This is a genomic window from Marinobacterium weihaiense (assembly GCF_019061305.1).
In the GTDB taxonomy this organism is placed as follows: Bacteria; Pseudomonadota; Gammaproteobacteria; order Pseudomonadales; family Balneatricaceae; genus Marinobacterium; species Marinobacterium weihaiense.
Map to the genome: position 1 here is coordinate 23,983 of NZ_JAHQZT010000001.1, position 26,110 is coordinate 50,092.

Below are 26,110 nucleotides of genomic sequence, written 5' to 3' on the forward strand. Positions count from 1 at the left end.
TCAGTCTCCAGTATTGTCGCTGGCCAGGCTGTGCCAGGTGTCGGCAAAATGTCCGCCCAGCGGCAGCAGTGTCTGCCCGTCACGGGTCGACATGAACAGCGTGCAAGGGGCAGGGCCTGCCAGGTGCATGAGCCTTAGAGTGGCCTTGAAATCAGGATCCAGCGCCATGGCATGGCCCCGGTTGTCAGCCAGTACCAGTGCGCCGGACAGTGACGCCAGGCGCATGCCGGAGACCATCAGTGGCCATTGCTCCGAAAACGGGTTCTGTGCCCGTTGCATCTGCACGCACTGGATGGCGTCCAGCAGGTTGTCATGGGCCGCCTGGGTCAATACATCCGGCGAGATCGGCGTCGGCTCAGTCAGCAGGTTGGTGGCTTCCAGTTCGGCACGCAAGGGTGACCAGGTGGAATCGAATCGGAGATGACCGTTCAGACTGCGGCCCGGGGCAAAGCCCCCGGGCAGTGAGGCGCCACCAGCGGCACTGGCAAAGTGCAGCAGATAGGCAAAGCGCTGGTGTTGCGGGTCCAGCAGCCAGATACGCTGCGAATTCAGGCCATCTTCGTAACGGCGTTCATTGCTGAGTACCAGCCAGTCACGGCACTCATCCGGCGGTGACGAGGTTGTGCGTGACCAGCCAATCTGTTGGCGCAGATAGGACAGTTCGCCTTCATCGAGGGTTTGACGATTGTGCCAGGCCTGACACAGCAGATTCAGCTGAGTAATCTCGACCAGTGCCTGCTCGGTGCTCTCGGCGCCCTGAGACACCAGACCACGCAGTGATTCGACCCGGTTGGCCAGTCCGCCCGCCTGAGCGTCGACCAGGCGCCGCCTCATATTGTCCCAGACATCATGGGTGCGCTTGCCGGATTCGGCCAGACCTGCAGTCAGAATATCTTCCAGGAACAGACGCAGCTCCTGAACCCCCTGATCCACATTGGCTTCTCGCTTTGCGGCACGCCGGGCTTGGGCTTCAGGGTCTTTGATTTCGCCGCTTGCACGGCTCTCTTTGGCCTTGGCGGCACCGTCACGCTTGGTGAGCCATTCCGTCAGAGGCTCAGGGCGCTCATCGGAGGTGGCCAGTGACGGATCATCCGCCACCAATAGCATCAGACCCATGATGTGCTTGCAGGGCAGTTTCTTGACCGGGCAGCTGCAGCGAAAGGCGGGACCATTCAGGTCCACGAGGGACAGGTATTCGCTGGAACCCAGGGCCGTGCCCCAGATGGCGCGGTCATCAGCACCGATATTGGTGTAGGCGGCGGGCTTGGCGATCTTGCGACCGCGGCTGAGGGTACCGCTGTCAGGCGCGAAGCTTTCGGCCTGATCCCTGGTCAGCTTGCTCATGCAATATCCTTATCGATCATGCTGTGTAAAACAGACGAGGCGAGAAGTCTCTTTGATTATGCCGCTCGGGGCAAGTGCGCTTTTTAAAATGCTGCTATAGGTCACCAAGGGCAAACCCTCGCAGGCAACGCAAGCCAGCCGAGTCTTCCAGAGGCCCCTTCAGACAGATCTGCCTGGCTTTGGGCTTCAATGCTACCGTGGGATCATCCGGATAATACGGATTGATCCAGTGACGTCCCGGGGCCGTTGGGGAGGGCGGGTTGATGGCATTGAACAGCTGAATCTTGCTGTCCAGGTCATGCAGCCTGGCGGCGTATACCCACATGTCAGGCGTGGCAACTCGGTTAAGCACTGTTCCCAGGGGGTTACGGACCCAATGCGCTTGTGGGCCAGGTCGGTTCTTGGCTGTTACAAATGCAACAAACTCGGCAGGGGATATTTCAGAGGCTGCAATGGGGTATTGGTAAACCGATAGCGCGGCATTGACAGTCAAGCCGGGTTTGAACAGTAATCTGGATAGCCAGGCTGGCATGGGGTGTTCGGAATCCAGCAGGTCCGGTTGACCGGACATGGTAAAAAGACCGTTGGATAACAGGGCAAATTCACGTGCCATGGCCATACGGAGACTTTTTTCTTTCAGACTGAGCGGGGCAAGTGGCTGGGCCGGAGATAGTTGAAAATGCTGCTGTAAAGCATTCAATAGATCGATCTGGTCGGACAGCAGACTGACGGCAACCATTTTGCCGATCATATGGCTTTCACGCGCAAGAAACTGTCGCATATGTTGCATATCGTCCAACACTGCAGCGCGTGCCCGGTGAGCTTGGCCATTTTGCGCCAGGCGGATAATGCTGCGAAGTGAAACTCTGCCAGCTGCCACCAGGTGCGGATAGGGCGGGAGAGGTTCTTCAAGGCTTGCGGTTGTCAGAACACGATAATCTCGTAGCGCATGGAACCGGCGCCAGCGAGACAACAGCTCGGATTCGGCAGGCGTCAGTGATGATTCGATAGCATGCAGCTCAAACAGGGATTTCAAGCAACCGGGGGTTTTAAAATGGCAAAACGCAGGTCCTTGTGGCAAGGGTATCCCGTCGTTAGGCAGTGCAGGTTGGAAAATGTCTGTTGTGTTTTCGGTTTGCTGTTCGTGCAGCTGCTCGCGCACGAGCACTTTCTGGCCGGCCACCTCCGGCGAATGATCCAAACGAGTATCAAAGCCCATCAGGTACACAAAAGCACGGCTTTGATCAGAGGGCTCTGCAAGCATCAGCAGCGATCGTGCGTCTGGTGAAAGATCGGGATCTTGGGTCAGGGTAGCGGCACTGATGACAAGCAGGCTTGCAACGAGCAATACCAGGAAAAACCGAGGCATATAAGGAACCGGGATGAACCGGCTGCTGGTAAACAGCCGGTTGCGGGTGTTAGAATAGGTTGATCAAACGTGCCCGGAAATCGCTTGCGGTGCGCGTCATGTACCAGCCATTTTCAATCGTCAGCGTGCTACCGTCCAGGCTAAACGCCGATTTATAGTCATCGAATTTCGGCTTGGGCTGTACCTGAATCATGCTGATCTCTGCAATGGCGGCTTTGTAGTCGGCATCATCGCTGCAGATTTTACCCAGCGCTTCCATGCTTGCAGCCGTACGATCACCCAGCTGAGCGTAAACCCAGTCGAGGCGCATGCCTTTGTCTTTGATAATGTCAGCATTCTGCTCCGCTGCGCCATCAACGCCCGCCCAGTCAACATTGACCGACAGCTCGGCGTTGCCGCATGCCGATTTCATGCTTTCCACGGCTGTGCTGATATTTTCTTCAGCTGCGCGCTGAGCCTTTTTTTCCTTGACGCCGGCCTGAGCGTTGGCGGCGAGAACGGCGAGACAGGCACAAGCAATTGCTTTTTTCATCTTTCCTCCATGAAGTGTATCTTAATTAAAACAAAAACAGGCATTATTACATCAGGTTGAATGGAATGTCCTGAATTCTGCTACAGAATTTCATATTCAACTTTAAAAATCAGGCAAACAATTACATGACTTGTCGTGAAAATCAATATTGAACAAAATTTTAATGGTTGTGTGTTACACCCATATTATGAACAGCGGCTTAACTTTTAAACCAATCGTTGGTAATTATTAAAAATTAAATTCTTTATTTTATTATGCGCAGATAGGTCGTTAAAAATTATATTTTGGCTGTTGAATTCATACTATCTATTTAATGGTTGTTGGCGTTCAAATTATATGCGGCTATCAGAGTGGAAATAAAAATGGCAGGGTTTTATATTGTTAATTGTGCGGTCAAGAATGATGAAGTTGAATTCGCGCATACCTTCTGATGGTTAAAAATGATAGTGGATATGAAAATAAAGCCACTAGGTGGCGAGTGATAAGTTGTGCGCCTTCAATAATTCAGGAAAGAGATAAGAGAGATGATTTGCTATAAATTATAGAAGTTGAGCATATAGATCCTATAGCTCTCAATAGAGGTACAGCGTAAACCTGAAGTAAAGGCTATTTTGTGCGATTCAAGAGGGCAGTGTTACGTCGCTGGTGAGGGCTGGGAAGAGGCCCCGGGGTTAGCGACACGCGCCTGCCAGCAAGCCCTGTTCCAGCAGGTTAAACAGGCGCATGTCACAGTCATGACCATGTATCGGGACCCCAAAGCCAAAGGCTGGTTCACGATAGGCTGGTCTACACAGCGGTGTGCGAATGCCCGTGTGCGTCCAGCGTAATGCCACTGCAAAGCTGGTGCGTCAGCGCCTGTGCTGAAACGGCCTTGCAGCCCTCGGTGTTTTGTCCGGCCCAGAGGGGAGTGAAATCCCCTTTTCCAAGACGTTCAGCTTGTGCTCTCAGGGAGGCAGATGCGGCGGTTGAAAGCGGGAAGGGTGGAGCATCGGGGGCGATCGGGCCCTGTTCGCGGATGATGCGATTGACGATGCCGCGAGCCGGTCGGCCGCTGAAGATGTTGGTCAAGGCCGTGTGCCGAGCAGCATCGCTTTGCAGGGCGGCACGATGCACCGCTGAGGTTTTGGCCTCGTGGCACAACAGATATGCCGTGCCGACCTGGACGCCGGCCGCACCCAGCAACAGGGCGGCTTTGACACCCCTGGCATCCGCAATGCCTCCTGCGGCAATGACCGGAACCGAAACAGCCGCAACGATTTGCGGCAGTAGCGCCAAGAGGCCCGTTTGAGTTGTGATGTCATCAGACAGAAACATGCCGCGATGCCCACCCGCTTCCAGTCCCTGGGCAATGATGGCGTCAACCCCCTGTTGTTCCAGCCAGAGCGCTTCCTCAACCGTCGTGGCCGATGAAAGCACCCTGGCACCACTGTCCCGCACTTGTTGCAATAGCTGCTGATCGGGCAATCCGAAGTGAAAGCTGACCACCTCCGGTTTCACCGCACTCACCACATCGGCCATGGCCTGGTTGAATGGCTGGCGGCCAGGCCCCGCAGGTGCGCCGGGTATCTCAACGCCGAGTTCATCATAATAGGGTCGAAACCGCTCAAGCCAGGTCTGCTGGATGACCGGATCAGTGTCGGGTTGCCGGTGGCTGAAGAAGTTCAGGTTGATGGGCCCGGAAGTGTGCTGACGAGCCTTGAGCACGGCATCTTGAACGCCTTCGGGCGTCAACATTGCGCAGGGAATGGAGCCCAGTCCCCCGGCCACGGACACGGCGGCGGCCAGTTCCCAATCCTGCACCCCGGCCATCGGGGCTTGGATAACGGGATATCGAACATTGAGCAGTGCAGTTATTGCGGTCATGTAAACTCCAAAATCAGGATGTTGCGCAGTTGAGGCGTTTTAGCCAGCAGGTTGTCAGGGTCAGCAGGCAGGATGCGATGATGCATCCCATTTCCAGTGCCGCTAGGCCGAAGGTGTTCAGATGTTCAAGCTGCTGGACCAGTATGGGTCCGGCAATCTGGCTCGATGCAAAGCCTGCGGTCATCAGGCCCAGCAAGGGGGTCGGGTTGTCCGGCTCCCGTTCACGTGCCAGCTGCAGCCCGGCCAAGGTTGCGAGCATGAACGTGCCGCCAACCAGCAAAGCCGAAAGGGCCAGGCATTCCAGCCGCTGGCCGAAGGCCGGGATCAGCACGCCAACGGCCATTACACCCTGTGCCGTTGCCCAGGTGCGTTGATGAGACCAGTGACGACATTTGAAAGCGACCAGGGCAACCGATAGCAATGCCGCCAGGCCAAAGATTGGCCAAGCAAGGCCAAATAGGTGCGGATTGTCGATTTGCTGCTGTGCCAGGGCAGGCAAGTAGGTTGCAGGGATGATATAGCCAAAGCCCGAGAGGGCGTAACAGCCGATCAGCGGCCAATGGCGCGCGTTTGGTGTCAGGTTACGCTGTACGTGGCGACCGGTTTCGCCGGACAGGTATCGGACCTCGGGCTGGCACAGGGGAAGCACGCTCAGTAACAGCGCCAGCAACCCCAGCATGATCCATGCATCGGTGGCAAACAGTGAGCCACTCAGCCATGTCAGCGTGCCGGTCAGCGCAATGCCTGCGCCAACACCGGTGTAGATCCAGCTGCCATGATGACGCTTATCGATGTGTGTCAGCGCATTCAGGCACCAACTGCTGGTGCAGACCAGCACCCAGGCGCTGAGCAGGCCACAGCCAAACCTCAGGGCGATGCCCGCCTGGGCGAGTTGCGGTATATCAAGTATCCCTGTACTCAGAGTCATCAGCGCGATGCCCAGCAAACCGGCCTTGAGTCCGATCAGGGGATGGCGCTGAAGCCAGAATGCGCTGAGGGCGCCCATCAGATAGCCCAGGTAATTGGCACTGGCCCAGCCGTATACGCTGGTGGTGTCCAGGAGGCCATCCCTGAGCATGAGCGGCAGCAGCGGCGTGAAAGCAAAACGGCCAACGCCCATGGCAACGGCCAGGGCCAGGGCGCCTGTCAGCACCAGTCGCAATGGCGTATAAGGGGGCGCAGCAAGTCGAGTCGTTTGATTCATGCTCGCCATTAGAAAGAATCCGGATATAATTAAAAAGTGAATAATATGTAGAGTCAATTCTCATAATGAGAACAATAACGATCGAAGATCTTGAAATATTTCAACGTGTTGCCCGTGGCGGGGGCATTCTGCGTGCCGCTGAAGCCCTGCACCGTGTGCTGTCCAACATCACCACCCGCATCAAGCGCTTCGAAGCCAGGCTGGGGCAGAAGCTGTTTCGGCGCCAGGGGCGCGGGCTGGTGCTCACCGAGGCCGGCCGGAAGCTGCTGGTGCATGCGGATGCTTTGCTGCAGTTGGCCGATGAAGTGGAAGCGGACATGTGTGGTGGACGTGTATCCGGGCGGTTGAGTCTGGGCTCGCTTGAAAGTGCGGCGGCGGCCTATCATGGCCGTTTCGATGATATTGCCGTTGAATTGAAGACCGGCAGTACCGGTGTGCTGCTGGATCTGTTGTACCGGAGTGAAATCGAAGCGGCGTTCGTGTCTGAGCCGTTTGATGGCGCAGGGCTGGATGGCCAACCGGTATTCGAGGAAAAACTTGTGTTGATCACGGGGTTGGGCTGGCCGCCGGTGTCAACGCCTGATGATTTAAGCGGACGGGCGCTGGTGGCTTTTCCACACGGTTGCTCCTACCGCCGTCGCTTGACTGAATGGCTGGCCTCGGCCGGCGTATCACCGCCGCGTTTCATGGATCTGAGTTCCTATCATGCCATCATCGCCTGTGTGGCTGCCGGTGCAGGGGCGGCCATTGTGCCGGAATCCGTATTGGCACTGGCCGATAGTACCGGCGTGCAGTGTCATGAACTACCGCATGAAGTGGCTCGAAACCACACGCATCTGGTTTGGCGCGGGGCGCCGAGTCGTTCGCTGCAAGCGCTGATATCCATGGTGTCCGGCACCTGAAAGCGTGCCGGGCAACAACAGCACCTGTGAAGCGCCGTGTGTTGTTGCCCTCGGCCGAGAGGGATCATTCAACCTGGATAGTGATCACCTCGGACATGACGGGCGGGTGATGCGGTGCATGTCCCATATCCCCCAGAATCAGCTGCAGGGTATGTTGACCCGCTGGCAGCGTTACCATGGTTTCCGTTTGTCCACCGCCAAAGTGCATCACTTCTTGCCCCATGGCCTTGCCAGACATCGGCATCTCTTTGCCATCGATCATCAGGTGATGGTGGCCGGTGTTGGCCTTGTCCATCCCGGCGGGCGCAACGCCCATGCCACTGAGTCCAAACTGGACCTTGAACGTTTGCGGGACAGTAGCACCGTCCTCGGGGGTAATAAAATAGACTTTGGCATCGGCAGGAGCGGGTGTGGCGGTTTCAGCAGCGAATACACCTTGCGCAAGCAGGGCGCTGAAACAGAACACTAATATTGACTTGAGCATCTGAATTCCCCTTTCGGTTGAGGGCCAGTGCCGCGGGCGTGCAGGACGCGCTAATTCCGTAACAGCAGGCCAATACACCCAACAGCATAGTTGATCCATTCGGAAAGGCCTTTTATCGGCCAGATGCCGATTGCTTGGCGCCGGAGGCCAATCGCCTCATTCGACTGCTTTCACCCAGGCCGGCAAGCGGATCTGGGCCAGATGCTGACGCAGGGTCTGCAGCAGTGCCGCAGCGGCGGGACTCAGCGCACGGCCCCGGCGGGTAATGATGCAGATTTCGCGCTCGATCACCGGTGTCTCCAGCGGGATAAAGCTCAGTCCGGCAAAGGAATGCACATCGGCGGCCAGCGCCGGCAGCAGAGTCACCCCCAGCCCCTGACTGATCAGCGCCGCCATGCCGGCGGGATTGGATACCTCGATCTGGACCTGGTCCAGCCGTGTCGGGATCTGCCCGCGTTGACTGAAACGGGTCAATTGGGCACGAATGCCGGTGTCGTCCGACAGTAATAGCAGATTGTCTTCCGGTACCTGCTGCCAGAGAACCGACTCGCGTCCGGCTAGGGGGTGATCGCTGGGCACCACCAGTCCATAGCGATCACGCAGCAGCGGGGCATAGGCCAGTTCCGGCTGCTGAGAGTGGTTGCCGGCCAGGGCGAAATCGACCTCGTTGTTCAACACCCGCTGCTCCAGGCTGCCGGCACTTTCATCCCGAATGGTCACCTGCATCGAGGGATACTGGTGCCGAAACTCGGCCAGGGCGCTGGGCAGCAGGCGGGTCACTACCGAGGGTGAACCGGCCACGCTGACATGGCCCTGCTGCAGCTGGGCGCGGGCGCGCAGATCGGTCATGGCGGCAGTAAAGTCGGAGTGCAGTCGTTCGGCCACCGGCAGGAAGCGTTCGCCTTCGGTGCTGAGCACGACGCTGCGCGTGGTGCGGTCAAACAGGGTCAGGCCGGCATCCTGCTCCAGCTGCTTGATGGTGGTGGTCAGGGCCGACTGTGTCAGATGCAGCCGCTCGGCGGCCCGGGTGAAACTGCCGCAACGAGCGACTTCTATAAAGGCTTGCAGGTGGCGAATGCCAATGGCGCTGCTCATAATTTATCAGTATTTATTGTTAATTAATAGAATTTAATCATTTGAATGATAAATGCGTTTTGCGCATCATTACTAGTCAAAATACACGTGTATAGATTTGCACCCTGAGCCGCCACGGTCAGCCAGCATCGGAGAGCCTATGATCCCGCGCATTGATACCATCGACGCTACCCAAAGCCTGTATCTGGATTTTATCGAAACCCTCAAGCAGCAGGGCTTCAAGGGCGATTTGAACCCGGATTATGCCAACCGCGTGGTGCTGGCCACCGATAACAGCATTTACCAGGTGCTGCCGCAGGGCGTGTTGTACCCGCGCAACACCGATGACCTGGTGATGATCGCCAAACTGTCCGACGAGCCGCGCTTCCGCGACATCGTGCTCAGCGCCCGGGGGGGCGGCACCGGCACCAACGGCCAGTCGCTGACCGACGGCCTGATCGTGGACGTGTCCAAGCACATGAACCATATTCTGGAAATCAACCCGGACGAGCGCTGGGTGCGGGTGCAGGGCGGCGTGGTCAAGGATCAGCTCAACGCGGCGCTCAAGCCCTATTGCCTGTTCTTTGCGCCGGAGCTGTCCACCAGCAACCGCGCTACCGTGGGCGGCATGATCAACACCGATGCCAGCGGCCAGGGCTCGGTACTGTACGGCAAGACCCGCGATCACGTGCTGGAGCTGACCAGCGTGTGGCTGGACGGGACGGTGTGGCAGTCCGGTGCCATCGATGATGAGGCCTTGGAAGATGCCAAGGAACGTACCGACCGGGTCGGTGAAGCCCACCGTCTGCTGGATTCCATCCAGAAGGAGAAGCAGGCCGAGATCGATGCCTGCTTCCCCAAGCTGAACCGCTGTCTGACCGGCTACGATCTGGCCCATATCCGGGATGAGTCCGGTCGTTTCAATCTCAACTCCGTGCTGTGTGGGGCCGAGGGGTCGCTGGCGTTTATCGCCGAAGCCAAGCTCAACGTGCTGCCGATTCCGAAATACGCCGCTCTGGTCAACATCAAGTACGACAGCTTTGAAACCTCGCTGCGTGACGCCAAGGCCCTGATGGAGTGGCAGCCGACCTCCATCGAGACCATCGACTCCAAGGTGCTCAACCTGGCCATGGGCGATATCGTTTGGGATACGGTGCGCGACTACTTCCCCGAGAAGGAAGGCGATCCGGCGATCCAGGGCATCAACCTGGTGGAGTACACCGGTGACGACGAAGCCGAGCTGCGCGCCAAGGTAGACAAGCTCTGCCAGCATCTGGAGAGCGTGAACGGCAAAGCGGGCAAGAGCTTTGGTTACAGCGTGGTGTATGGTGCCGCCGAGATCAACAAGGTCTGGGGCATGCGCAAGAAGGCGGTGGGCCTGTTGGGCAACGCCCAGGGCCAGAAACGACCGATCCCGTTTGTGGAAGACACCGCCGTGCCGCCGGAAAACCTGGCCGATTTCATCATGGCGTTCCGCAAGGTGTTGGATGACCGTGGCCTGGCCTACGGCATGTTCGGCCACGTCGACGCTGGTGTGCTGCATGTACGTCCGGCCATCGACATGAAAGATCCGGCGCAGGAAACGCTCATTCGTGAAATCACCGATGAGGTGGTGCGCCTGACCCAGGAATACAAGGGCCTGCTCTGGGGCGAACACGGCAAGGGCGTGCGTTCCGAGTACGCCCCCGAGTTCTTCGGTCCTCTGTATCCGGTATTGCAGCAGATCAAGGGTGTGTTCGACCCGCGCAACCAGCTCAACCCGGGCAAGATTGCCACGCCGATGATTGATGGCGCTGAGCTGCTCAAGATCGATAGCGTGCCCACCCGTGGCCAGCAGGATCGTCAGATCGATGCGCCCGTGCGTGAGCAGTACGACTCGGCCATGAACTGTAACGGCAACGGTGCCTGCTACAACTACGACCCCAACGATGCCATGTGCCCGAGCTGGAAGGGCACCCGTGAGCGGATCCATTCACCGAAAGGGCGTGCCTCTCTGATCCGTGAATGGCTGCGCCTGATGGCCAATCGAGGCGTGGATGTGACTGCCGAGGCGGAGCAGGTGCGTGAGCGTGGCTTTATCCGCTCGCTGCCCAGCCGTATCCGCAACACCCTCGACAAGCGCAAGGGCGAATACGATTTCTCCAACGAAGTGCATGAAGCGATGATGGCCTGCCTGGCGTGCAAGTCCTGTGTCGGCCAGTGTCCGATCAAGGTCAACGTGCCGGACTTCCGCGCCCGCTTCCTGGAAGTGTATTACGGTCGCTACCTGCGCCCGATGAAGGATTATCTGGTGGGCAGTCTGGAATACATGATTCCGACCCTGTCCAAGTTCCCGGCGCCGTACAACTGGGCCATGCGCAACACCCTGGTGAAAAGCTTCATGCGCCGCGTGGGCGGCATGGTCGACAGCCCGGTGATCTGCACCAACAGTCTCAAGCAGGGTCTGGACCAGCGCGGCATCGAGCTGGCCACCCCTGAGATCATTCGTGGCCTGACCGTGGCTCAGCGCGAGCGCACCGTGGTGATCGTGCAGGATGCCTTTACCAGCTATTTCGAAACCCGTCTGGTGCTGGACTTGGTGGATCTGCTGGGCAAACTGGGTTTCTACGTGCTGGTGGCACCGTTCATGCCCAACGGCAAGCCGCTGCACGTTCACGGCTTCATGAAGGCATTTGACACGGCTGCCAAGCGCAATGCGCAGATGCTGCAGCAAATTGCCGAGTTCGAGGTGCCGCTGATCGGTATCGACCCGTCCATGACCCTGACCTACCGCCAGGAGTACAAGGACGTGGTCGAAGGCGAACTGCCGCCGGTGCAGCTGATTCAGGAGTGGCTGAGCACGCGCCTGGCGACGGCCGAGCTGCCTGAAGTGGTGTCATCCAATGTTTACCATCTGATGGCGCACTGCACCGAGAAAACCTCCGCGGCGCCGTCCATTCGTCAGTGGCAGCAGATCTTCGAAGCGCTGGGCCAGAAACTGGAAGTGATCTCGACCGGCTGCTGCGGCATGTCCGGTACCTTCGGCCATGAAAGCGACAATCTGCAACGCTCCAAGGATATCTACGAGCTGAGCTGGCGCGGTATCGTCAACCAGCCTGACAACAAGGGCAAGCTGGTGGCGACCGGTTATTCCTGCCGTTCTCAGGTGAAGCGCTTTGATGATCAGCAGCTGCCGCACCCGGTGCAGGCATTGCTGGACGCGTTGCAGGCCAACTGAGCACAGGGTCCCTACTGCATAAGTTGTAGTGCAAATGCAGCAGGGATCGGCCATCATGCGCGCCAATATTCACTGAGTCTGGAAGGAGTACGCAATGGAAGATCTGCTGCCTGATCTGTGTGATCACTTTGAAGCACTGGTGCAGGTTGTCGAGCCGATGTTCGGCAACTTTGGCGGTCGCGAAACCTTTGGTGGCGAAATTGTGACCATCAAGGCGTTTGAAGACAACTCACTGGTCCGTGAGCAGGTGGCTCAGCCAGGCAAGGGCAAGGTGCTGGTGGTTGATGGTGGTGGCTCCATGCGTCGCGCCATGCTGGGTGACATGCTGGCGGAAAAGGCACAGGACAACGGCTGGGAAGGGATCATCATCTACGGCTGCATCCGTGATGTGAATGCCATTGCTGATCTGGACCAATTGGGCGTTCAGGCGTTGGGTGCGCACCCGATGAAAACCGAAAAGCTGGGCGTGGGTCAGCTGAACGTGCCGGTCACCTTTGGTGGCGTGACCTTCCGTCCGGGTGAATACGTGTATGCCGACAATAACGGCGTGTTGGTATCACCGCAGAAACTGGAATTGCCGGAAGGCTGATTCCTGTCGGGTGCGCACTCGCGCATCCGCTCTCATTCTACGTTGCCTGTGCTTTCAGGCTTATTCGTACATCGCCTGCATGGATTCCTTGGTCCATTTGAGACTGTGACGGTAGGCCGCTTCATACAGCGAAATGTTGAAGTTGCTGGGCAATAGATCCCAGTCGCCGGACTCATAGGCCATGACCTGCTTGAGTACCTGGCCCATGTTACCACCGCCGTTGCTAAGCGCATCCTTGATGTCTTCACCCAGTGGCAACTGTTCCAGCAGGGTTGGCTGGTCGAGATCCAGCATGGCATGCAGACCGGACATCATGCCCACCATGAAAAAGCCCGAAGGGTTGGGCAAATTTTGGCTTTGGGCGATCATTTCGCACATGTGGCCGCGGGTCAGCAGAATCCGGGTCAGTTCTTCGGGCTTGTCCTTGTTGGCTGAAATGGCAATCAGCGTGGCCCACTTGCGTACCTGCTCCATCCCCAGCAGAACCACGGCTTCCGCCACGGATTCCACCTCACGTACCAGGGAGTAGGCAGCTGAGTTGACAATTCTCAGCAGTTTATAGGTGAGAATCGGGTCGCGAATGATCATGTCTTCCAGCCGTTCAGGCGTGGTGGACGGCTTCTGCAGCTCCTGAATCAGCTGCATCAGCGCGATCTGGTTGGCGCTGACCTTGCGGCCTTTTACGACCTTGGGCTTGCTGAGGAAACTGCCCTGGAACAGCTTGTAACCGCTTTCGATGCAGTCTTCCAGGGTTTGAAAGCTGTGAATGTTGCCGGCCAGCAGGGTGGACTTGAAGGGGGCAAGCTGGCGGGCCTGTTCGGCGATGGCGGCAGCGTCCAGGTTGCTGACATCAATATGCACGATCTTGGCCAGCTTCAGTGCTGTATCGCAGGCCGGCGTGTAAGTGAAGTCATACAGGGCAAACCGGTAGCCATCCTTTACCATGGCGTGCATGGCGCGCAGCAGTTCCATGTTGTCCGGCTGGGTCAGGCGAATGAAGATGACAACCTGTTTGGAAGGCAGGGCCGGCATGCTGCCGTCCAGAATCATCTTCTGGCTGACGCGGATGAAAGCCGGTACGCGCTTGATCTCTCCCTGATCGGAAATGCTGGTATATGCATGAAGCAGCAGCTCCGAGCTGGATTCAGCCTCGGGATCGACCTCCAGCATGGCGCCAAGGTGTCCTTCATCGCTTCCGACCAATTCATACGCGATCACACGCTGTTGATGGTCGAAGATGGGCTGACGTGCCAGCAGTGGCTGGCCCTGTTCGGTCGTACTGTCCATTAATGTCCCCGAATCGAGCAATACAAAAAACTGATTTTATCATCTCTTCGCGCTTCATCGGTATGGCTCAAGCCTTTGCAGGGGTATAATGTGCGCCCTTCCAAGCAACGTACTGGATTTAGTATGACCCGTATCAACTGGTTTCCCGGCCATATGCACAAGGCGCGCAAGGAAATTGCTCAAGTCATGGACGAGATCGATGTTGTGATCGAAGTCCTCGATGCCCGTTTGCCGATGTCGAGTGAGAACCCGTTGGTGGATCAGCTGCGCAAGGGCAAGCCAGTATTGAAACTGCTTAACAAGCAGGATTTGGCTGATCCCGAACGTACCCGACAGTGGTTGGACTATTTTAACGCGCGCGAGGATATCACGGCTGTGGCGCTGGATATTCAGCAGAAAGCCGTGATCAAGCGCATCCCCGAGATGTGCAAGCAGATGGTTCCGGCCCGTACCCGCCAGGAGCGTCCGGTACGGGCCATGATTATGGGCATTCCCAATGTCGGCAAGTCAACGCTGATCAACGCATTGCTCGGGCGCAAGATCGCCAAGGTGGGCAATGAGCCCGCCGTGACCAAGGCGCAGAAGCGCTACAGTGTACACAACGGTATGGCGCTGTCGGACACACCCGGCATCCTGTGGCCGAAGATCGAGGATGAGGATTCAGGCTATCGGCTGGCCGCCAGTGGCGCCATCAAGGACACTGCCATCGAGCATGAAATGGTGGCTGCCTACGCGGCAGGGTTCATGCTCAGCGACTATCCTCAGCGCCTGCAGGAGCGTTACAAGCTCAAGGCGTTGCCGGAGGGGCAGGATGCCCTGTTGGATGAAATCGGTCGCAAACGTGGTTGTTTGCGACCGGGCGGCGTGGTCGACCGCCACAAGGCGTCCGAAATTCTGCTGACGGAATTGCGCGCTGGCAAGCTGGGCACCATCACCTTCGAAACGGTCGAAGAGTGGGAACGTAAACGAATTGAAGCTGAACAGGCAGCGGCGGAGGCGGCGGCAGAAGCAGCTGCGGCAGAAGCCGAGGAGAACAAGTCATGAGTCGTAACAAAAAATCACGCAAAACCGGTGCCTTTATGACGGTGCTGGAGCGCAAGCCGACCAAGCAGGAGCGTCTGGCCGACCCAACCAGCAAAGAAAGCCGCCGCAAGCGTTCGCTGGAGCAGCGCAAGAAGCACAAGTCCGTACTGGAGAAGACCCGTGCAACCCAGTCCGCTACCGAGCGTGACACTAAGGCCGGACGCAAGGGGACGCGCCATGGGGGGCCGCTGGCTGCCAAAATCCGTCGTTTGAATGCAGAAAAGCGTGAACAATCTGCTGCGGCAGATGAATAACCGGTGTAGCGGGCGGAGTAATTTGTGACATACGATGTTGTCGTCATTGGCGGGGGCGCGTCCGGCCTGATGTGTGCCGCCACGGCCGCCTACCGTGGGCGCAGAGTGCTGGTGCTGGAGCACACCAAAAAATTGGGACGCAAGATTCTGATGTCCGGTGGAGGGCGATGCAACTTCACCCACATGCATAATACGCCGGCCAACTTTCTGGGCGCCAATCCGCACTTCTGCAAATCCGCGCTGAGCCGTTACAAACCGCTGGATTTTGTCGAGCTGGTGGATCGTCATGGCGTTGAATACCACGAGAAAACCCCCGGACAGCTGTTCTGCAATGAGTCCAGCAAGGAAATATTGCAGCTGTTGTTGACCGAGTGCGATTGGGCCGGGGTCGAACTAATGACCGAAACCAGTGTGTTTTCAGTGACTCAGGCAACCACCGGCTACTACATCAAGACATCACGGGGGCAGTTCGTGGCGCCGTCAGTGGTGATTGCCACGGGAGGGCTATCGATTCCCAATGGTGGCGCGACCGGGTTTGCCTATGAGATTGCCGAGCAGTTTGGCCTGGCTGTCACATCGCGTCAGGCGGCACTGGTTCCCTTTACCCTGCAGCCGGACCTGCTGGAGCATCTCAAGCCGCTCTCGGGTGTGTCTCAGCCAGTGAGTGTCAGCTGCAACGGCATGACGTTCAGCGAGAACATGCTGCTGACACACCGAGGCCTTAGTGGTCCTGCGATGCTGCAGATATCGTCCTATTGGTGTGCAGGTGACATGATTGAAATCGATCTTGTACCGCAGCTGGCGTTGGACGAGTGGCTGCGTGAACAACGCCATGACCGACCCAAGGCTGAGTTGCGCACGCTCATGGCTCAGCACATGACCAAGCGTCTGGCGCAAACACTGTGTGATCTTTGGGGGTTTGAAGGGGAGCTTGGCCAGTACAGCAACGTGCGTCTGCAGGAAGCTGCACGGCAGTTCAAGCGCTGGCAGATCAAGCCGTCGGGGACGGAAGGCTACCGAACCGCTGAAGTTACCCTCGGCGGCATCGAAACCGATGAGGTCTCGCAGAAAACGTTTGAGGCCAAAAAGGCGCCCGGCCTGTATTTCATTGGTGAGTGTCTGGATGTGACCGGTCATTTAGGTGGGCACAACTTCCAGTGGGCCTGGGCATCGGGGCATTGCGCCGGTCAGCATGTCTGACACGGCGCTTAGTACGTAATACGTATTGAGTATTTTTAGTACAAAATACTACTTGCCACGATAGACACCTTCGCGGCGCTCCACAAAAGCATTGACCGCTTCGACATGGTCATCGGTGTTATGCAGCATGCCTTGCCAAGCGGCACAAAGCTCCAGAAAATCGGGCAGCTCCTGTCGCTGGGCCTGCTTCATCAGGCGCTTGCCCATACGCAGCGCCTGGGGCGGCTTGGCAGCCATTTGGCTGGCCAATGTCAGGGCGCGAGACATCAATTGCTCAGCCGGGATCTGTTCCATCATCAATCCGAGTTGTACCGCTTCTTCCGCATGCACCAGACGGCCGGTCAGCGTCATTTCGGCCGCACGTTGGTAGCCGATGAGTCGCTGCAGGAACCAGGCGCCGCCATCACCTGGAATAATGCCCAGATTGACGAAGGTTTCGCCAAAAGTGGCACGTTCGGAGCCGATCCGAATATCACACATGCAGGCCAGATCACATCCGGCACCGATCGCGGGACCGTTGATGGCAGCAATGATCGGTATTTCAGCCCGGTGCAGGGCAAGCGGGATGCGCTGTATGCCCTCGCGGTATTTGCGTTCCAGTTCCAGTGCCGTGCCACCAAAGGGGCCTTCCCGGTGATCGCCGTCACGAAATTGCATCTCCTTAATATTGCCTCCGGCACAGAAGGCCTTGCCGTTGCCGGTGATGATCAAAACTGATACATCAACACTGCGATTCGCCCACTCAACGGTATCAACAATATCATCGATTAGAGCCGTGCCGGTGAGGGCATTGCGCAGATCATCCCGGTCAAGGGTCAGGATGGCAACACGGTTTTCGAGGTCGATGTGGGCGTCTTGTAAATAAGGGATATTCGCCATGGTCTGTCGCTCCCTGTTCATTATTGTTATCGGTTCAGGCTGGTGCAAAGAGTTTCAAGAATATCAGAAGTGATACGCCAATGGGCTTGCGTATCCATCAAAATGCCGTAATGATGCCGCCCTGGCAAAGGACGCACGTGCATTCAAGGATGAGTTTGTACCTCTTTGCATACGGTAGTTGAAATGCGCCTGATGTTTGCCCTGTTCGCCACCCTGGTGGCGACACCCGTGGTTGCCGATACACCATCGTCGTTTTATTCCGCCAAGAAAATACTGTCACGTGAAGTCTATCAGTCTGATGATCGCGTCACCTTTTACTGTGGCTGCCGCTTTGATGAGCAGCCGATTCCCGGCAAACCGGAGCGAACACGCCTGGCACCGGATGCTGCCAGTTGCGGCTTGCTGCCGCGCAAGAATGCCAATCGTGCGGCTCGTATCGAGTGGGAGCATGTCATGCCGGCCTGGGAGTTCGGCCACCAGCTGCAATGCTGGCAGCAGGGCGGGCGCAAGGCCTGCCGCAAGGATCCGGTATTCAAAAAGATGGAGGCGGATCTGTATAACCTTGTGCCTGCCGTGGGAGAACTCAATGGTGATCGTTCGAACTTCCGTTTTGGCATGATTCCGGGCGAGCCAAGGCTCTATGGCCGTTGTGACTTTGAAGTGGATTTTCAGGGCCGGGTAGCAGAGCCGCCGCCGCATGTCAGGGGCGACGTTGCACGCACTTACTTCTACATGGCAGATCGATACGGTGTTCGTCTGAGTCGTAAGCAGTTACAACTGTTTCGAGCCTGGGCGGCGGAAGATCCGGTGGATGCAGTTGAGCAGCGTCGTGCCCGCCGTATCCAGGCCATACAGGGGCACGCTAATCCGTTTGTTGAATAGGAACGAAGCACGCAGGCGGTTCGCCTGAACCCCTTCGCTGCCGTTTCAGCTCCCGGTAAAGAAACCGCGTGCGGAATTTTCCATCGCGTCCGCGCTTTTGCGTCCGACGCCTACCTTGATGATCAATTTGGGTGGCTTGTCGGTGCTGGTGTCGGCGGTAACGTGTGAAATTTCCTTGACCTGATAACGGTCGCCGGCATGTTCAATGTATTCTCCGGCAAAGGGGCGGGTCTGCAGGTAGACCTGCTTGCGTGTGCCGTCTTGAAAGGCAATGAGGGCTGTCAGCATGGGGGCTATCCTCGTTCATTCCTTGGGTCGTTGAGGGGGGGGGCAGAAAACTGATACATGAGTATACACAAAAACAAATGTTTGATTATCGCGTTGTGTGTATTTAGCTTCGGTTCGCTGCGCCTGATCAGGCAAGTGCTTTCATGCGACACTTCCTGCATTGGCACCGGCCGCTGAATACGATGTATATCGACTCGGCCCTGCATGGTCGCCGTTTGCCTTGATCAGGTGCCATGATGCTGTGTTTACTGCCGGTCAGTCATTGCTGATAACAATGAAATTGTTAACCGCTTTCGCAACAAGGTCTCTCGGAATGCCGGTATCGGCGACCGGCCGTTCAAACCAGAATCCCATTGGCTCTTCATAGCCGACGCCATGCATGTAGTTGTAGACGGCTTTTCTGAGACCGGCGCCCAGCATGTCATGGTCAGTACCGGTAGGATCGATGAAATCCACATCGTTCTCGGCAAACAGGATTTCGTCAGGCTCTACCAGCGTGATGCCATATTCCTCGGGATTCATGCCGATCGGGCTGTGCACCGTAGCCACAAAACGGTGCCAGAATGCCGACTGGAAACATCCCTCCTGCATCAGCTGGCGCACCATTTCGAGCGAATCGACGGTCTCCTGCTCGGTTTGCGTGGGGAAACCATACATGAGGTAGGCGTGAACCAGAACGCCTGCATCGCTGAAAGCCTTGGTGACACGGGCGACCTGCTCAACGCTGACGCCTTTTTTCATCAGCTTCAATAGCCGGTCGGATGCTACTTCCAGTCCGCCACTGACAGCGATGCAACCCGAGTCGGCCAGCAACTGGCAGCGCTCGGGGGTGAAGGTTTTTTCAAAGCGGATATTGCCCCACCAGCTAATCATCACCTTACGTTCAATCAGCCGCGTTGCCAGTGCAAACAGCAGTTTGGGTGGCAGAGCTTCATCGACAAAATGGAAGCCGGTCTCACCGGTTTCTTCGATCAGCTGCTCGATACGGTCCACCAGTACATCGGCGCTGGCCGCATCATAGCGGTCGATATAATCCAGGCTGACGTCGCAGAAGCTGCATTTGCGCCAATAGCAGCCGTGCGCGATGGTGAGCTTGTTCCAGCGGCCATCGCTCCAGATGCGGTGCATCGGGTTCAGCATTTCACACAGCGAAAGGTACTCACCCAGTGGCAGGCCGTCGTAGACCGGTGCCCCCACATCAGACTGCGGAATATCGTGCAGCTCCGCGTTGTTGTTGAAATGTACGAAGATTTCGCCATCTTCATCTTCGGCCAGAAAGTAGGTCCGTACCAGCTCATCGACGCCACGCTCGCCGTTAAGGTACTCCAGCAGGGTCAAAAAGGGGCGTTCACCGTCATCCAGGCAGATGAAATCGACAAATTCGAAGACGCGAGGGTCCTTCAGTGCGCGCAGTTCGGTATTGATGAACCCGCCCCCCATGACAACCGGTAGGTCTGGATTGACGGCCTTGCAGGTTTGAGCGATACGCAGGGCACCCAGCATGTTGCCGGGAAAGGGAACCGTGAGCGCCACCACATCCGGCTGTGTTTCTTCCAGGTATTGCTCGACCAGCTGCTCCAGAATTTCGGCGCTGAAACTTGGCTCGCCCATCAAGGTATCGTAGAGATTGTCGAAGCTAGGGTTGGCGGCGGCCAGCTGCTCGCCGTAACGACTAACCTCAAAATAGGGGTCAACGCCCTGGGTAATGACGGCTGACAGATCGTTGATAAACAGAGTGGTCAGATACTTGGCTTTATCCTGCACACCCAAGCTGCCAAAAGCCGCTTTCAGCACATCACCGGATACGGCTTCCATCTGGGCAATGGCGTCAAATGCGGGACCCTCGGGCAGGAAACGACGAGAATTGATACGCAACGCGAGACTTGGGTCCTTACCCTGCAAAAAGCGAATCGCCGCTTCGACTGTCTGCTGGTAGCGATCAAACTCGGCCAGAAAATTGAAGATCACCTCCGGCAGTTCGTCATCTTCAAACTGTTCGTAGTTGGCTTCTACATGCTGACGAATGATGTCCAGTGCAGGGGCGGTCATCATCTCCAGAAACAGCTCGATGGCCGGATCACGCTGGACCGCCTTATAACCGCGTGAGCGTAAAAAGCCCGTCAAATACGCAGTCGCCGGGTAGGGCGTATTCAACTGAGTCATCGGGGGGGTCATGAGAAGAACGGTCATAGTCAGCCTTGGAGTAGTAAGCCGTTAAGCTCGATGCCAAATCGAGCGCGGCAACTGGAACAGTTGCCAAAACAGGACGCGATTCTAACAAATGAACCGGGTGGGTACTAAGGAAGATATATGGCTGAGTAACGCAGGGGGCGAACAGGAAGGAGGCCACACATAAAAAAACCGCACCATCTCGGGGAAGAATGGTGCGGTTTCTCAACACGTCCGGGTGCGGGGGGCACCCGGAGGAAACAGTTCTTAGAACTGGTTCATGGTGTTGTCTTTACCAGAAGCCTTCAGTGCAGCATCACCAGAGAAGTACTCTTTGTGATCGTCGCCCATGTCAGAACCAGCCATGTTCTGGTGCTTGACACATGCGATGCCCTGACGGATCTCTTTGCGCTGTACACCTTCAACGTAGCCCAGCATGCCGGCATCACCGAAGTACTCTTTGGCCAGGTTGTCGGTAGACAGGGCCGCAGTGTGGTAAGTCGGCAGTGTGATCAGGTGGTGGAAGATACCAGCTTCGCGGGCAGCATCAGCCTGGAAGGTACGGATCTTCTCGTCTGCAGCGGCAGCCAGCTCGGTCTGATCGTATTCAGCAGACATCAGGTTGGCGCGGTCGTAGGCAGATACGTCCTTACCTTCTTCAGTCCAGGCATCGAATACCTGCTGACGGAAGTTCAGCGTCCAGTTGAAGGACGGGCTGTTGTTGTACACCAGCTTGGCATTCGGTACTGCTTCACGGATGCGGTTAACCATGCCAGCGATCTGACCAACGTGCGGCTTCTCGGTTTCGATCCACAGCAGGTCGGCGCCGTTCTGCAGAGACGTGATGCAGTCCAGAACAACACGGTCTTCGCCAGAGCCTTTCTTGAACTGGAACAGGCCAGAGGCCAGACGCTTCGGCTTCAGCAGCTTGCCGTTAGCCTTCACAACGACATCGCCGTTGTCGATGTCGTCAGCGCTTTCGATGTAGTCACCGTCCAGGAAGCTGTTGTACTGGTCGCCAAGGTCGCCCGGTTCGTTAGTAACAGCGATCTGCTTGGTCAGGCCAGCCCCCAGGGAGTCGGTACGGGCAACGATAACACCGTCTTCAACACCCAGCTCCAGGAACGCGTAGCGTACGGCGCGGATCTTGGCCAGGAAGTCAGCGTGCGGAACGGTTACTTTACCGTCCTGGTGGCCACACTGCTTCTCGTCAGATACCTGGTTTTCGATCTGGATCGCACAGGCACCGGCTTCAATCATCTTCTTAGCCAGCAGGTAAGTGGCTTCTTCGTTACCGAAACCAGCGTCGATGTCAGCGATGATCGGCACTACGTGAGTCTGGAAGTTGTCAATCTGACCCTGCAGTTCAGCTTCTTTAGCTGTGTCGCCGGCTTCACGAGCGTCGTCCAGCTGACGGAACAGGCCGCCCAGTTCACGAGCGTCAGCCTGACGCAAGAAGGTGTACAGCTCTTCGATCAGAGACGGTACAGATGTTTTTTCGTGCATGGACTGGTCGGGCAGCGGACCAAACTCAGAACGCAGTGCAGCGATCATCCAGCCTGACAGGTAGAGGTAACGCTTGTTGGTGTTACCGAAGTGCTTCTTGATCGCGATCAGTTTCTGCTGACCGATGAAACCATGCCAGCAGCCCAGAGACTGAGTGTACTGAGCAGTGTCTGCGTCGTAGTCGGCCATGTCCTGGCGCATGATCTTGGCAGTGTAGCGTGCGATATCCAGACCGGTCTTGAAACGGTTCTGCAAGCGCATGCGAGCAGCGTATTCAGGGTTGATCGCTTCCCAGGTTTCACCCGCTGCTGCACGAGCAGTAGAGATAGCATCGATCTCGGTTTTGTATGCTGACATGGTCATTCCTTCACAGTGTTTGTGTTTAGGTAATGCTGGAAGCGGAGGCGTTGAGTCACCGTTTCCAAATTAAGCGCCGGATCCGTTTGGGGTCGTCCCGGCGTTGTTGAAGCAAATGATGGTCTCACCGGCACGGCGAGTCAAAGCGATTTTGTGCAGAGCAGCAAGGATGTAGTCAGACTACACTGCCGGAGATGACAGAACTGTAAAAACACTACAGCTGGCAATGTGGGGCAAGATGGCTGCAGGCAAGTAACCATGCAGTTTTGAGGGGCTAAAACTTAAGGCTGAGCCACTTTGGTATTAGATGGTAAAACAGCGTTTTACATGATTTTGTGGTTATATAGGGATGATTTTTTATTCTTAATTAATCTATAGTGTTTTCACTACATTTTATGAAAAATTCACTATTTCAAAGGGTTATGGTGGTTTTCCTTACGACCAAAGTCGATCAAGAAACAAAGCCACCCCGTGCGGAGTGGCTTTTTGTAGTCGAGCCCAACGTGTCTACTACATATGAAGGTAGACGCTACCCTGGTTAATCAGCTGCAACAGTAGTATGCGCGACTCGCGGTCATCCAGGCAGGTATCGACCTGGTTGGCACAGAGCTGTTTGGCTAGCGCGATGGCCGCGGGTGCACAAAGCGCGAATACCTGCCCATCGGCAAACAGCGTAAAGTGTTCATTATCGTCATGGAATGCCAAGCGGGCACCTTCGGTCACGACTGGCTGAGCGCCGCCTGTCAGCGTCTCGCTCAACTCGGCCTCGGTCAGTGCCGCGTCCGGTACGTTGAGCTCGGGATATTTGGGTTCGGTCATGAACTGGCCCAGCCAGCCGGCCAGCTGTGCGGGGTCATCAAGATACTGGCGCAGAATACCCTGCACTCGAGCGATGGCATCCTGGCCAATTTCGCCGGGATGGGGCTGCATTTCAAGGTCAGGATCCTCGTAACGCAGGTCTGAGCTGAGCCCGTCACAGAGTCGCGAGGTCAAGCCTTGCAGAATTTCGGCATGAGAGGGCGCCCGGAAACCGATGGACCAGGTCATGCAGCCATCTCCCACGCCAACGCCGTTGTGCCCCACGCGCGGGGGCAGATACAGCATGTCGCCGGGCTGCAGCTCCACGCTGTGCTCAGCGTGCCACTGCGGCAGGATCATGACCGGCGTATTTTCCCGGCGGGGCGAGTCCTCCCCGTACAGTCCGCCAAATTCCCAGCAACGCACACCCTCGGCTTGCAGCAGGAACACATCATAGTTGTCGTAATGCGGGCCGACCCCTCCTTGATCGCTGGCGTAGCTAATCATCAGGTCATCACGGCGCCATTGTGGGATGAAGTCAAAAGCCTGCAACAGGGGAGCAACATCCGGCACCCAGTGATCAACGGCCTGTACCAGCAGTGTCCAGGGCTTGTGCCCCAAAGTGGCAAAGCGGTCTTCGTCAAAGGGGCCGTGCTCCAGCGACCAGTCGCCGCTGTCGGGGTCGGTTTCGATCAAACGCGATTCCACGTCTTCTTCGCAGGCCAGCCCCGCCAGCTCGTCGGCACTGATGCACGGTTCGAAGTCGGGAAAGGCATTGCGGATCAGCAGGGGCTTTTTCTGCCAGTATTCGCGCAGGAACTGCTCGGCGCTAAGGTCGCCCCAGTGTATTTCAGTCATTGATATTCAAAAGCTCCGCCATTTCTGTGATGGCATCCTCTAATTCGGCCATGACCTTGCGGGTGTCACGTGCCGAGAGGGCTGCCTTGCGGTCATTACCGACCATGCGCATGCATTTACGAATCCGTTTCATGCAGTCCTGAACCCCGTTGACGTTCAGCTCGAACTGTTCGAAGTCCCGTGCGGTTGCCTGCAGGCTATTGCGAAGGGCTTCAGCCTGAGCGGCCAGTTGGTTCAAAGAGTGTGCGTGGCTCATGTTCTCTCCTTGCTTATTGTTGTGTCCACTGTACATGCAGGCTGCGGATGGCAGCCTTTTAATGCTTGTCTGTCGTGGGCGTATCCAGAACCTCTTCGACCGAGGTCAGGATGCCACGCAGCATGCCCAGTTCGGCCTTTTCCGGCCGAGTGCGATTGAAGTAGCGTCGCAGCTTGTCCATCACCCGCCCTTCATGCTGAGGAATGATGAAACGGGTCCGTCGCAGTACTTTTTCCAAGTGCTCATAAAACAATACCATTTCCTGCTGGCGCGGATAGGGGGCAGGCTCCGGCAGTGTATCGATCTGCCTGGATGCGCGACGCAATTCGTAGCACACCAGTTGAATGGCCTGGGCAATATTCAGTACCGGATAGTCTTCATTGGCGTCGATGAAGAGGTGGCGGTGACACAGCATCATCTCCTCGTTGGTCAGCCCCATGGTCTCGCGGCCGAACAGGATTGCCACCTGACCATTACGGGCCTCGTCCGCTACCATGAGGGCCGCCTGTTCGGCATCCATCAGTGGCTGATCGAAACTGCGCTGGCGGGCACTGGTACCAATGACCAGCTGGCAGTCGGCAATGGCCTCTTCGACCGTACTGACCACGCGAGCACTGTCCAGCAGATCTTTAGCCCCGGCGGCACGGGATTCCGCCTCATCGTGAGGGTACTCGACCGGGTCGACCAGCCAAAGCTGACTCAGGCCCATATTCTTCAATGCCCGGGCGGCCGCGCCGATGTTGCCGGGGTGGAAGGTGTTAATCATGACAATGCGGATGTTTTCGAGCATAACGGCCTCGCAGGTTGGAATGCAGCGCATTATAAGGGGGCAACCGGGGGTAGTGAAACGTTGTTCGCGAGTTGGCCCGCACGTATATGGAGACAGTTGTGGGGCGGGGCAATGCCGGTTACTCTTTAGCCGTTTTTTATGGATGAATGACTCAAGCATGAGGGCATGCCATGTCAGCCAAGGATGACACTCACACCTTGCACAGTCTTAGTGACTTGCTGGGTTCCGACAGACTCCCGGATACCCCCCGCAGCGACCTGTTTGAAAGGGTGGCTCATGCCGATGACGGCATTGACTGTACGCCAGGCGTGGGCTTTGATGAAGAAGCGTTCCATGGTTCGCGTTCGCTGGTGATGCCGACCAGTCAAGCGCGTGAAATCTGCCTGGCTCGGGTGCGCGATTACGCGCTGGCGGCACACAAGGGGCAGGTACGCCGTTATACCCGTGAACCCTACTGGAAGCACCTGGCCGATGTCGCTGGCCTGGTGACCACATCAAGGTGCAGTACGCCAAGGGCTCTGGCGCTGGCTTGGTTGCATGATATCGTCGAAGACACGGCCGTTACCCTGCGTGAAATCGAGCGTGATTTCGGCGCCAGTATCGCTGATGGCGTGCGCTGCCTGACCGGCTCGGCCAATACCATGATTTCCCGAGAGGCGCGCAAACGCCGTGATAGAGAGCGGTTGGCTGCCGGTGATGCCGACGTGCACACCGTCAAGTTGGCCGATATGGCGTCCAACCTGTCGTCAATTGGCCTGTTTGATCCTGACTTTGCACTGGGCGGTTATCTGGAGGAAAAGCGTCTGGAGATGGGCGTGCTGACGCAGGGAGACGAAGGGCTGAGAAAGCTCGTTAGAGCTTTATGGCTTGAGGCCCGGCAAGTCGCCGAGCGGGCTGTTCCTACCATGGGGGATCCGTTCTGAGT

Annotated in this window: 23 protein-coding genes; 8 read left to right on the plus strand and 15 right to left on the minus strand. The window is 57.0% G+C overall.

Annotated elements, in window-relative coordinates; genetic code table 11:
- From KTN04_RS00100 to KTN04_RS00120, 5 genes are all read right to left on the minus strand, one after another.
- Complete coding sequence (locus KTN04_RS00100; protein WP_217333173.1) at positions 1-1,344, minus strand: SWIM zinc finger family protein; 1,344 nt, start codon at positions 1,342-1,344, stop codon at positions 1-3.
- A gap of 94 nt (positions 1,345-1,438) precedes the next feature.
- Entirely contained in the window at positions 1,439-2,713 is a 1,275-nt protein-coding gene (locus tag KTN04_RS00105) for a hypothetical protein (protein WP_217333174.1), read from the minus strand.
- 49 nt (positions 2,714-2,762) lie between these two features.
- Positions 2,763-3,245, minus strand: a complete 483-nt coding sequence (locus KTN04_RS00110) for a hypothetical protein (protein WP_217333175.1) — start codon at positions 3,243-3,245, stop codon at positions 2,763-2,765.
- A gap of 786 nt (positions 3,246-4,031) precedes the next feature.
- Complete coding sequence (locus KTN04_RS00115) at positions 4,032-5,108, minus strand: NAD(P)H-dependent flavin oxidoreductase (protein WP_217333176.1); 1,077 nt, start codon at positions 5,106-5,108, stop codon at positions 4,032-4,034.
- A 13-nt stretch (positions 5,109-5,121) separates the two neighbouring features.
- On the minus strand, positions 5,122-6,321 hold the full coding sequence (locus KTN04_RS00120) for a YbfB/YjiJ family MFS transporter (RefSeq protein ID WP_217333177.1): 1,200 nt from the start codon (positions 6,319-6,321) through the stop codon (positions 5,122-5,124).
- 56 nt (positions 6,322-6,377) lie between these two features.
- Between KTN04_RS00120 and KTN04_RS00125 the strand changes: the two genes are divergently transcribed.
- Entirely contained in the window at positions 6,378-7,214 is an 837-nt protein-coding gene (locus KTN04_RS00125; RefSeq protein WP_217333178.1) for a LysR family transcriptional regulator, read from the plus strand.
- Positions 7,215-7,278: 64 nt separating this feature from the next.
- On the opposite strand, the gene KTN04_RS00130 is transcribed toward KTN04_RS00125, so the two are convergent.
- Together KTN04_RS00130 and KTN04_RS00135 are read right to left on the minus strand one after the other, a co-directional pair.
- Positions 7,279-7,698 carry a DUF4399 domain-containing protein gene (locus tag KTN04_RS00130; RefSeq protein ID WP_217333179.1) on the minus strand — a complete coding sequence of 140 codons (420 nt, stop codon included), beginning with the start codon at positions 7,696-7,698 and terminating at the stop codon, positions 7,279-7,281.
- Positions 7,699-7,854: 156 nt separating this feature from the next.
- Positions 7,855-8,793 (minus strand): LysR family transcriptional regulator, encoded by a 939-nt coding sequence (locus tag KTN04_RS00135; protein ID WP_217333180.1) that lies wholly within the window; start codon positions 8,791-8,793, stop codon positions 7,855-7,857.
- A 139-nt stretch (positions 8,794-8,932) separates the two neighbouring features.
- Between KTN04_RS00135 and ydiJ the strand changes: the two genes are divergently transcribed.
- Together ydiJ and rraA are read left to right on the plus strand one after the other, a co-directional pair.
- Complete coding sequence (gene ydiJ / locus KTN04_RS00140) at positions 8,933-11,989, plus strand: D-2-hydroxyglutarate dehydrogenase YdiJ (protein WP_217333181.1); 3,057 nt, start codon at positions 8,933-8,935, stop codon at positions 11,987-11,989.
- Between the two features lie 94 nt (positions 11,990-12,083).
- Positions 12,084-12,578: a ribonuclease E activity regulator RraA gene (gene rraA, locus KTN04_RS00145; protein WP_217333182.1), complete on the plus strand. Its 495-nt coding sequence runs from the start codon at positions 12,084-12,086 to the stop codon at positions 12,576-12,578.
- Between the two features lie 60 nt (positions 12,579-12,638).
- Here the strand turns inward: rraA and KTN04_RS00150 are convergent, their stop codons facing one another.
- The gene (locus KTN04_RS00150; protein WP_217333183.1) at positions 12,639-13,865 is read right to left on the minus strand and encodes an EAL and HDOD domain-containing protein; all 1,227 of its coding nucleotides are present in this window, start codon (positions 13,863-13,865) and stop codon (positions 12,639-12,641) included.
- A gap of 123 nt (positions 13,866-13,988) precedes the next feature.
- On the opposite strand from KTN04_RS00150, the gene ylqF reads away from it, so the two are divergent.
- The 3 genes from ylqF to KTN04_RS00165 are packed head-to-tail and all read left to right on the plus strand — an operon-like array spanning position 13,989 to position 16,402.
- A complete protein-coding gene (ylqF, locus tag KTN04_RS00155) occupies positions 13,989-14,909 on the plus strand; it encodes a ribosome biogenesis GTPase YlqF (RefSeq protein WP_217333184.1) in 921 nt (306 codons plus the stop codon).
- On the plus strand, positions 14,906-15,202 hold the full coding sequence (locus tag KTN04_RS00160) for a hypothetical protein (protein WP_217333185.1): 297 nt from the start codon (positions 14,906-14,908) through the stop codon (positions 15,200-15,202). Before ylqF ends, KTN04_RS00160 begins: the two co-directional genes overlap by 4 nt.
- A gap of 24 nt (positions 15,203-15,226) precedes the next feature.
- Positions 15,227-16,402: a BaiN/RdsA family NAD(P)/FAD-dependent oxidoreductase gene (locus tag KTN04_RS00165; RefSeq protein WP_217333186.1), complete on the plus strand. Its 1,176-nt coding sequence runs from the start codon at positions 15,227-15,229 to the stop codon at positions 16,400-16,402.
- A 48-nt stretch (positions 16,403-16,450) separates the two neighbouring features.
- On the opposite strand, the gene KTN04_RS00170 is transcribed toward KTN04_RS00165, so the two are convergent.
- Entirely contained in the window at positions 16,451-17,281 is an 831-nt protein-coding gene (locus KTN04_RS00170) for an enoyl-CoA hydratase-related protein (protein ID WP_217333187.1), read from the minus strand.
- A gap of 183 nt (positions 17,282-17,464) precedes the next feature.
- Here KTN04_RS00170 and KTN04_RS00175 point away from each other — a divergent pair, with 183 nt between their 5' ends.
- Complete coding sequence (locus tag KTN04_RS00175) at positions 17,465-18,163, plus strand: endonuclease (protein WP_217333188.1); 699 nt, start codon at positions 17,465-17,467, stop codon at positions 18,161-18,163.
- Between the two features lie 45 nt (positions 18,164-18,208).
- On the opposite strand, the gene KTN04_RS00180 is transcribed toward KTN04_RS00175, so the two are convergent.
- The 6 genes from KTN04_RS00180 to KTN04_RS00205 form a co-directional block, all read right to left on the minus strand.
- A complete protein-coding gene (locus tag KTN04_RS00180) occupies positions 18,209-18,451 on the minus strand; it encodes a hypothetical protein (RefSeq protein ID WP_217333189.1) in 243 nt (80 codons plus the stop codon).
- 255 nt (positions 18,452-18,706) lie between these two features.
- Positions 18,707-20,614, minus strand: coding sequence for a radical SAM protein (locus KTN04_RS00185; protein WP_254262267.1), 1,908 nt, complete (start codon positions 20,612-20,614; stop codon positions 18,707-18,709).
- 273 nt (positions 20,615-20,887) lie between these two features.
- Complete coding sequence (locus KTN04_RS00190; protein ID WP_217333191.1) at positions 20,888-22,483, minus strand: isocitrate lyase; 1,596 nt, start codon at positions 22,481-22,483, stop codon at positions 20,888-20,890.
- A 510-nt stretch (positions 22,484-22,993) separates the two neighbouring features.
- Positions 22,994-24,139: a cupin domain-containing protein gene (locus KTN04_RS00195; RefSeq protein ID WP_217333192.1), complete on the minus strand. Its 1,146-nt coding sequence runs from the start codon at positions 24,137-24,139 to the stop codon at positions 22,994-22,996.
- The gene (locus tag KTN04_RS00200) at positions 24,132-24,395 is read right to left on the minus strand and encodes a hypothetical protein (RefSeq protein ID WP_217333193.1); all 264 of its coding nucleotides are present in this window, start codon (positions 24,393-24,395) and stop codon (positions 24,132-24,134) included. The genes KTN04_RS00195 and KTN04_RS00200 overlap by 8 nt, the downstream gene beginning before the upstream one ends.
- A 58-nt stretch (positions 24,396-24,453) precedes the next feature.
- Positions 24,454-25,185, minus strand: a complete 732-nt coding sequence (locus tag KTN04_RS00205) for an RNA methyltransferase (protein ID WP_217333194.1) — start codon at positions 25,183-25,185, stop codon at positions 24,454-24,456.
- A 170-nt stretch (positions 25,186-25,355) separates the two neighbouring features.
- Between KTN04_RS00205 and KTN04_RS00210 the strand changes: the two genes are divergently transcribed.
- Complete coding sequence (locus tag KTN04_RS00210; RefSeq protein WP_217333195.1) at positions 25,356-26,108, plus strand: HD domain-containing protein; 753 nt, start codon at positions 25,356-25,358, stop codon at positions 26,106-26,108.
- The last annotated feature ends 2 nt before the right edge of the window (positions 26,109-26,110 follow it).

What these genes read in the sequence shown, in the direction of transcription:
- KTN04_RS00100 (WP_217333173.1), bottom strand. Translation starts at nt 1,344, where the DNA reads ATGAGCAAGCTGACCAGGGATCAGGCCGAAAGCTTCGCGCCTGACAGC.
- KTN04_RS00105 (WP_217333174.1), bottom strand. Translation starts at nt 2,713, where the DNA reads ATGCCTCGGTTTTTCCTGGTATTGCTCGTTGCAAGCCTGCTTGTCATC.
- KTN04_RS00110 (WP_217333175.1), bottom strand. Translation starts at nt 3,245, where the DNA reads ATGAAAAAAGCAATTGCTTGTGCCTGTCTCGCCGTTCTCGCCGCCAAC.
- KTN04_RS00115 (WP_217333176.1), bottom strand. Translation starts at nt 5,108, where the DNA reads ATGACCGCAATAACTGCACTGCTCAATGTTCGATATCCCGTTATCCAA.
- KTN04_RS00120 (WP_217333177.1), bottom strand. Translation starts at nt 6,321, where the DNA reads ATGGCGAGCATGAATCAAACGACTCGACTTGCTGCGCCCCCTTATACG.
- KTN04_RS00125 (WP_217333178.1), top strand. Translation starts at nt 6,378, where the DNA reads ATGAGAACAATAACGATCGAAGATCTTGAAATATTTCAACGTGTTGCC.
- KTN04_RS00130 (WP_217333179.1), bottom strand. Translation starts at nt 7,698, where the DNA reads ATGCTCAAGTCAATATTAGTGTTCTGTTTCAGCGCCCTGCTTGCGCAA.
- KTN04_RS00135 (WP_217333180.1), bottom strand. Translation starts at nt 8,793, where the DNA reads ATGAGCAGCGCCATTGGCATTCGCCACCTGCAAGCCTTTATAGAAGTC.
- ydiJ (WP_217333181.1), top strand. Translation starts at nt 8,933, where the DNA reads ATGATCCCGCGCATTGATACCATCGACGCTACCCAAAGCCTGTATCTG.
- rraA (WP_217333182.1), top strand. Translation starts at nt 12,084, where the DNA reads ATGGAAGATCTGCTGCCTGATCTGTGTGATCACTTTGAAGCACTGGTG.
- KTN04_RS00150 (WP_217333183.1), bottom strand. Translation starts at nt 13,865, where the DNA reads ATGGACAGTACGACCGAACAGGGCCAGCCACTGCTGGCACGTCAGCCC.
- ylqF (WP_217333184.1), top strand. Translation starts at nt 13,989, where the DNA reads ATGACCCGTATCAACTGGTTTCCCGGCCATATGCACAAGGCGCGCAAG.
- KTN04_RS00160 (WP_217333185.1), top strand. Translation starts at nt 14,906, where the DNA reads ATGAGTCGTAACAAAAAATCACGCAAAACCGGTGCCTTTATGACGGTG.
- KTN04_RS00170 (WP_217333187.1), bottom strand. Translation starts at nt 17,281, where the DNA reads ATGGCGAATATCCCTTATTTACAAGACGCCCACATCGACCTCGAAAAC.
- KTN04_RS00175 (WP_217333188.1), top strand. Translation starts at nt 17,465, where the DNA reads ATGCGCCTGATGTTTGCCCTGTTCGCCACCCTGGTGGCGACACCCGTG.
- KTN04_RS00180 (WP_217333189.1), bottom strand. Translation starts at nt 18,451, where the DNA reads ATGCTGACAGCCCTCATTGCCTTTCAAGACGGCACACGCAAGCAGGTC.
- KTN04_RS00185 (WP_254262267.1), bottom strand. Translation starts at nt 20,614, where the DNA reads ATGACTCAGTTGAATACGCCCTACCCGGCGACTGCGTATTTGACGGGC.
- KTN04_RS00190 (WP_217333191.1), bottom strand. Translation starts at nt 22,483, where the DNA reads ATGTCAGCATACAAAACCGAGATCGATGCTATCTCTACTGCTCGTGCA.
- KTN04_RS00195 (WP_217333192.1), bottom strand. Translation starts at nt 24,139, where the DNA reads ATGACTGAAATACACTGGGGCGACCTTAGCGCCGAGCAGTTCCTGCGC.
- KTN04_RS00200 (WP_217333193.1), bottom strand. Translation starts at nt 24,395, where the DNA reads ATGAGCCACGCACACTCTTTGAACCAACTGGCCGCTCAGGCTGAAGCC.
- KTN04_RS00205 (WP_217333194.1), bottom strand. Translation starts at nt 25,185, where the DNA reads ATGCTCGAAAACATCCGCATTGTCATGATTAACACCTTCCACCCCGGC.
- KTN04_RS00210 (WP_217333195.1), top strand. Translation starts at nt 25,356, where the DNA reads ATGTCAGCCAAGGATGACACTCACACCTTGCACAGTCTTAGTGACTTG.